General features: G+C 71.2%; 7 protein-coding genes. All 7 read left to right on the top strand.

The features are described 5' to 3' along the window. Positions 1 to 405 precede the first annotated feature (405 nt). The 7 genes from FKV24_RS10555 to FKV24_RS10525 all read left to right on the top strand — a co-directional run bounded on the left by FKV24_RS10555 (position 406) and on the right by FKV24_RS10525 (position 5,439). A complete protein-coding gene (locus FKV24_RS10555) occupies positions 406 to 1,215 on the top strand; it encodes an ABC transporter ATP-binding protein (protein ID WP_141482354.1) in 810 nt (269 codons plus the stop codon). Continuing rightward, complete coding sequence (locus FKV24_RS10550; RefSeq protein ID WP_141482353.1) at positions 1,215 to 1,964, top strand: MlaE family lipid ABC transporter permease subunit; 750 nt, start codon at positions 1,215 to 1,217, stop codon at positions 1,962 to 1,964. Before FKV24_RS10555 ends, FKV24_RS10550 begins: the two co-directional genes overlap by 1 nt. Positions 1,965 to 1,986: 22 nt before the next feature. Then, on the top strand, positions 1,987 to 2,526 hold the full coding sequence (gene mlaD / locus FKV24_RS10545) for an outer membrane lipid asymmetry maintenance protein MlaD (protein ID WP_141482352.1): 540 nt from the start codon (positions 1,987 to 1,989) through the stop codon (positions 2,524 to 2,526). A gap of 41 nt (positions 2,527 to 2,567) precedes the next feature. Further along, positions 2,568 to 3,227 (top strand): MlaC/ttg2D family ABC transporter substrate-binding protein, encoded by a 660-nt coding sequence (locus FKV24_RS10540; RefSeq protein WP_141482351.1) that lies wholly within the window; start codon positions 2,568 to 2,570, stop codon positions 3,225 to 3,227. Between the two features lie 2 nt (positions 3,228 to 3,229). After that, the gene (locus tag FKV24_RS10535; protein WP_141482350.1) at positions 3,230 to 3,523 is read left to right on the top strand and encodes an STAS domain-containing protein; all 294 of its coding nucleotides are present in this window, start codon (positions 3,230 to 3,232) and stop codon (positions 3,521 to 3,523) included. A gap of 324 nt (positions 3,524 to 3,847) precedes the next feature. Then, complete coding sequence (locus FKV24_RS10530; RefSeq protein WP_141482355.1) at positions 3,848 to 4,888, top strand: MlaA family lipoprotein; 1,041 nt, start codon at positions 3,848 to 3,850, stop codon at positions 4,886 to 4,888. A 167-nt stretch (positions 4,889 to 5,055) separates the two neighbouring features. Beyond that, positions 5,056 to 5,439 carry a hypothetical protein gene (locus FKV24_RS10525; protein ID WP_141482349.1) on the top strand — a complete coding sequence of 128 codons (384 nt, stop codon included), beginning with the start codon at positions 5,056 to 5,058 and terminating at the stop codon, positions 5,437 to 5,439. The last annotated feature ends 196 nt before the right edge of the window (positions 5,440 to 5,635 follow it).

Here is a 5,635-nt window from a genome sequence, read left to right as displayed (position 1 = left end):
CGCAGCCGGATATCGTTCCCCCCTGAGTCAGGGGGCGATTCGCGCGCAGCGCGAATGGGGGTGTGGAAGCGCAACGGCGGGGCCCGAGGTTTGCGAAGCAAACCTTGGGAGATATCCGCGCGCAGCCGGATATCGTTCCCCCCTGACTCAGGGGGCTGGGCTCATGGGACAGGCGAATGTCGTTCTGCTCTTCGTAGGAGCGGCGTAAGCCGCGATGGGGCGTTCTTGGCAAGGCCCGAGGGTCACGGCTCACGCCGCTCCTACAGGTATCCGCGGTGACGGCGTCGGGCCGGAAGTCGACGCCGCCGCCTCGGGCGCCGATACTCTGCCCCCTCCGGCTTCGTTCAGGCAGGTGTCGCCAAGCTTGCCTGAACGGATGGCCAACCCCACAGCGACCGCGACCGCATGACGAACGACAATCCCATCGTCCGCCTGGACGGCGTCCGCCTCGACCGCGGCGGTCGCACCGTGCTGCACGACATCAGCCTGGAGGTCCCGCGCGGCCAGGTGGTCGCCGTGCTCGGGCCGTCCGGCAGCGGCAAGTCGACCCTGCTGGCGGCGCTGACCGGCGAGCTGCCGGCCGCGGCCGGCCGTGTCGAGGTGCTCGGCCAGGCGATGCCCGAGCGCCAGCGCGAGCTGCTGGAGCTGCGCAAGGGCATCGGCGTGATGCTGCAGGGCAATGGCCTGCTGACCGATCTGACCGCGGCCGAGAACGTCGCCCTGCCGCTGCGCGCGCATACCCCCCTGCCGAAGCCGGTGATCGACCGGCTGGTGCGGATGAAGCTGCATGCGGTCGGCCTGCGCGCCGCCGCCGATGCGTTCCCGCGCGAGCTGTCCGGCGGCATGGCGCGACGGGTCGCGCTGGCGCGCGCGCTGGCGCTGGACCCGCCGCTGATGATCTACGACGAACCGCTGACCGGGCTGGACCCGATCGCCAGCGGCGTGGTGATGGCCCTGGTCCGCCGCCTCAACGACACCCTCGGCCTGACCAGCATCGTGGTCACCCACCACGTCCACGAGACCCTGCCGGTGGCCGACCACGCGATCGTGATCGCCAACGGCCGGATCGTGTTCTCCGGTTCGCCCGACGCGCTGTCGGCCAGCCCCGATCCGCTGGTCCAGCAGTTCCTGCGCGGCGACCCGGACGGGCCGATCCCGTTCGACAGCCGCGGCGGCTTCAACGCCGCCGCCCCCACCGCGGAGGAAGCCGCCTGATGGCCTTCGTCGAAGCCGTCCGCTCGCTCGGCCACGCCGGCCTGTTCTCGCTATCGGTGCTGCGCGCCTCCAAACCGACCGCCGACTTCTGGCGCGAGCTGATCCGCGAGATCTACAAGATCGGCGCCCGTTCGCTGCCGATCATCGCGGTCGGCGGCGCCTTCGTCGGCCTGTCGGTGACCCTGCTGGGCTACCGCGCGCTGGACACCTACGGCGCCGCCAACCAGGTCAGCGCGATGCTCGGCCTGGGCCTGTACCGCGAGCTGGGCCCGGTGCTGACTGCGCTGCTGTTCATCGGCCGCGCCGGCAGCTCGATCGCCGCCGAACTGGGCCTGATGCGCGCCACCGACCAGATCACCGCGCTGGGGCTGATGGCGATCGATCCGGTCGGCAAGGCGGTCGCGCCGCGGTTCTGGGCGGCGGTGCTGTGCGTGCCGCTGCTGACCGCGTTCTTCTGCAGCCTGGCGATCAGCGCCAGCTATTTCGAGGCGGTGCACGTGATCGGCATCGACTCGGGCATCTTCTGGCAGGTGCTCAAGGACAGCGTCGACTTCGGCAAGGATTTCGCGATGGCCTTCGCCAAGGCGGCGGTGTTCGGCGCGGTCGCGGCGCTGGTCGCGGCCTATGTCGGCTACCACGCCGAGCCCACCATCGAGGGCACCTCGGTGGCGACCACCCGCGCGGTGGTCAACGCCTCGCTGCTGGTGCTGATGTTCAACTTCGTCATGACCGCGCTGCTGTTCAAATGACTCGCATCCAAGGTGAAATGAAATGAGCGCTCGCGCCCCCCGCATCGAATTCGCCGTCGGCGCCTTCCTGCTGCTGGCCCTGGCCTCGCTGCTGGTGCTGGCGATCGCCTCGACCAATGGCAGCTTCGGCTTCGGCGGCGGCACCTACGAGGTCACCGCCCGCTTCAGCAATCTCGGCCCGTTGCGGCAGAACGCGCCGGTCAAGATCGGCGGCGTGGCGATCGGCAAGGTCGCCCGGATCGGGCTGGACCCGGTCAAGCTGGACTCGGTGGTGACCCTGGCCATCGACGACCGCTACGACGACCTGCCGGCCGACACCAGCGCCGCGATCCTGACCAGCGGCCTGCTCGGCGAGAGCTACGTCGGGCTCAAGCCCGGCGGCGACCCCGACCCGCTCAAGTCCGGCGACGAAATCTTCCTGACCCAGTCCTCGGTCGACATCATCGAGCTGGTCGGCAAGTACATGTTCAGCGGCGGCGCCGACAATGCAGGCGCAAAGGCCGGCGATGCGCCGGCCGCCGAGGGCGACGGCGACGACGCCCTGCCCGACTACCTGAAGTGAACCCCTTCCCTTCCATCGCACTCTCCCGCAAGGAGTTGCCCATGATCCGCAAGACCTTCCGCCTGGCCGCCCTGCCGCTGTCGATCGCGCTGCTGGCCGCCACCGGCCTGCAGGCGCCGGCCGCGCAGGCCCAGACCGCCGCCACCCCGGCCGCGGCCTCGCCCAGCCAGCTGGTGCTCGACAACAGCACCCGCATCCTCAACACCCTGGAAGCGCGCCGCGCCGAGTTCAGCGGCGACCGCGGCAAGCTGCGCGCGTTCATGTCGACCGAGTTCGACGCGATCTTCGACCGCGACTACGCCGCCCGGCTGGTGCTGGGCACCCACGGCCGCGGCGCCTCCGACGCCGACGTCAAACTGTTCGCCGACGCCCTGGCCGAGAACCTGATGCAGCGCTACGGCGCGTCCCTGCTCGACCTCAACGAGCGCCTGCAGGTGCGGGTGAAGTCGGAGACCCCGCTGCGCGGCGGCGCCATCGTCAAGGTCTCCAGCGAGTACCTGCGCCAGAGCGGCGAGCCGGTGCCGGTCGACTACCTGATGCGCCAGAGCGGCGGCAAGTGGAAGGTGTTCGACGTGATGGTCGAGGGGGTCAGCTTCGTGCAGACCTTCCGCAACCAGTTCGACACCCCGCTGCGGCAGAAGTCGATCGCCCAGGTCGCCGCCGAGCTGAAGGCCGGCAGCCTGCGGGCTTCGGCCGACTGACGATGGCGGCCGCCGCTGCAACCGCCACGGTGCGTCGCGACGGCGACGCACTGGTGTTCGACGGCGCGCTGGTGCGCGAGGCCTGCGCGGCGCTGTGGCGCCCGCTGCAGCCGCTGCTGGCCGGTGCGCGACGGATCGACCTGGAGGCGGTGACCGCGATCGACAGCGCCGGGCTGGCGCTGCTGGCCGAGGTCGCCGCGCGCGCCGGGATCGAGAGCGTCACCGGCACCCCGCCGGGCCTGCCCGAGCTGCGCGCCGCCTACCGTCTGGACACGGGCCTGGGCTACGGCGGCTGAGCATGCGGGCCCTCCGCCGCGCGGCTTCGACAGCGCACGCTTCGACGGCTTGCGCTTCAACGGCCCACGCTTCGACGGCTTGCGCTTAGACAAACTGATAACCTGAACAACGTGTTCCGGTCGCCAGCGCAGGATCGCGTGGCCGGCTCCCCCCGACCCGGACCGACGCTACCCCCCATGCGCCCTCTCCCTCTTCTCCGCGGGCCCGTGCCCGCCCTCGCGCTCCTTTCCTTCGCTGTGCTGGCGGCGAGCCTGCCGGCGACGGCGCAGGTGCTGACCACCCGCCCGCTGTCGGCCGAACAGCAGCTCCGCTACCAGCGCTGCATGGACGCCGTCGACAACGTGCCGTCGGCATTCCAGCGCTGCCTGGCCGAAGCCACCGACGATGTCCCGGCCACCGACGGCCCGGCCGACGCCGCTCCCGGGCCGGCACCGACGGTCGACGAGCCGGCGCTGACCGATGCCGCGCAGCCGGACGCCGACGCGTCGGAGCCGATGTCGCAGGACGCCATCGCCACGGAAACGGCGCTGCCGGAGACGGCCGCGCCGGAAGCCGCGGTCGATGCACCGACCCAGGCCGAACTCGATTACCAGGCGCTCTACGGCGATCCCTACGACCCGGTGGCCGACCCGACCCTGCCCGAACCGGCGCAGCTGCCGACCAGCTACGACCCGTGGGAGGGCTACAACCGCCGCATGCACCGCTTCAACAATGCGGTCGACCGGCGGGTCGCGCGGCCGCTGGCGCGCGGCTACGTCAAGGCGGTGCCGCGACCGCTGCGGCTGGGCGTGAGCAACTTCTTCAACAACCTCGGCCAGCCGGTGTCGGCGATCAACGCGCTGCTGCAGGGCAAGCCCAAGCAGGCCGGGCAGTCGCTGGGCCGCTTCCTGCTCAACACCACCCTCGGCATCGGCGGCATCTTCGACCCGGCCAGCGACGCCAAGCTGCCCAATCGCAGCGAGGACTTCGGCCAGACCCTCGGCGTCTGGGGCTGGAAGCGCTCGCGCTATTTCGAGCTGCCGTTCTTCGGTCCGCGCACCCTGCGCGACGCCCTCGGCATGGCCGGCGACGCCCCGCTCAGCCCGCTGCGCCAGGTCGAGGCCGACCGCGTGCGGATCCCGCTGCAGGGCCTGCAGCTGGTCGACGTGCGCGCCCAGCTGCTGGCCACCGACAGCCTGCGCGAAGGCGTCGAGGACGATTACAGCCTGGTCCGCGACGCCTGGCTGCAGCGGCGCCAGTACCAGATCTTCGGCGACCGCATGCTGGAGGACGACGACTCGCTGCCAGACTACCTGCGCGAGGAGAACAACCCGACCGTGCCGATCGACGCGATGCCGGTGCTGCCGGCCGATCCCGGCGGCTGAGGCCGGAGCGGCACAACACCGCCATCAACGCGCCCGGTCCAGCTGCTAAGGTATCCCGGCCCGGGCGCCACCCGCAGGCACAGGCAGGACGCCGTCGACCCGGACGCCGCGACCGGCCCGCATCCGTGCCGCCCAGGAATGCCCTTCATTTACAAGGAATTTTGCCGATGTCGTCCGCTCTCCGCCTGAGCCGTCCGCTCGCTCTGGCCGCCCTCGTCGCGCTCACCGCGGCCTGCGCCACCACCGCCTCCAAGGTCGAGCCGGTACCGCCGACCACGATGCGTGGCATGTACGTCTACGGCGGCGGCGCGCATGCGCTGCACCCCTGCGGCAACGGTGCCGCCGTGGCGGTGGCCGGCGACGAGGACATGCTCGAACCGCTGCGCACCCGCGCCTCGGCGCGCTCGACCGCACTGGGCGTTCCGGGCCAGGGCGTCTATGCCGAAATCACCGGCACCCTGGATGCCGGCCCCGGCGGCCCGCTCAACGCCACCCAGGCGCAGCTGCTGGCCGACCACCTGCCGCCGACCTGCATGACCTCCGCGCATTGATCCTGCGGGCCCGCGCCTGCGGGTCCGTAAGAGCGGTGTAGCTTCATGGGAAGGCCCTCGCGGCTTACGCCGCTCCTACGGCATAAACGCGTGTGAGCCAGCCCCCTGAGTCAGGGGGCGATTCGTGCCGCAGGCACGAATGGGGGTGTGGAAGCGCAACGGCGGGGCCCAAGGTTTGCGCAGCAAACTTTGGGGA

The organism is Marilutibacter maris, from assembly GCF_006546735.2.
Lineage (GTDB): Bacteria > Pseudomonadota > Gammaproteobacteria > Xanthomonadales > Xanthomonadaceae > Marilutibacter > Marilutibacter maris.
The sequence above is the reverse complement of the archived record's forward strand: the minus strand, read 5'-3'. Positions and strand labels throughout refer to the sequence as shown.

Bases quoted from the DNA above. Each gene is read 5' to 3' on its own strand.
- FKV24_RS10555 (WP_141482354.1), top strand. From the start codon at position 406: ATGACGAACGACAATCCCATCGTCCGCCTGGACGGCGTCCGCCTCGAC.
- FKV24_RS10550 (WP_141482353.1), top strand. From the start codon at position 1,215: ATGGCCTTCGTCGAAGCCGTCCGCTCGCTCGGCCACGCCGGCCTGTTC.
- mlaD (WP_141482352.1), top strand. From the start codon at position 1,987: ATGAGCGCTCGCGCCCCCCGCATCGAATTCGCCGTCGGCGCCTTCCTG.
- FKV24_RS10540 (WP_141482351.1), top strand. From the start codon at position 2,568: ATGATCCGCAAGACCTTCCGCCTGGCCGCCCTGCCGCTGTCGATCGCG.
- FKV24_RS10535 (WP_141482350.1), top strand. From the start codon at position 3,230: ATGGCGGCCGCCGCTGCAACCGCCACGGTGCGTCGCGACGGCGACGCA.
- FKV24_RS10530 (WP_141482355.1), top strand. From the start codon at position 3,848: ATGGACGCCGTCGACAACGTGCCGTCGGCATTCCAGCGCTGCCTGGCC.
- FKV24_RS10525 (WP_141482349.1), top strand. From the start codon at position 5,056: ATGTCGTCCGCTCTCCGCCTGAGCCGTCCGCTCGCTCTGGCCGCCCTC.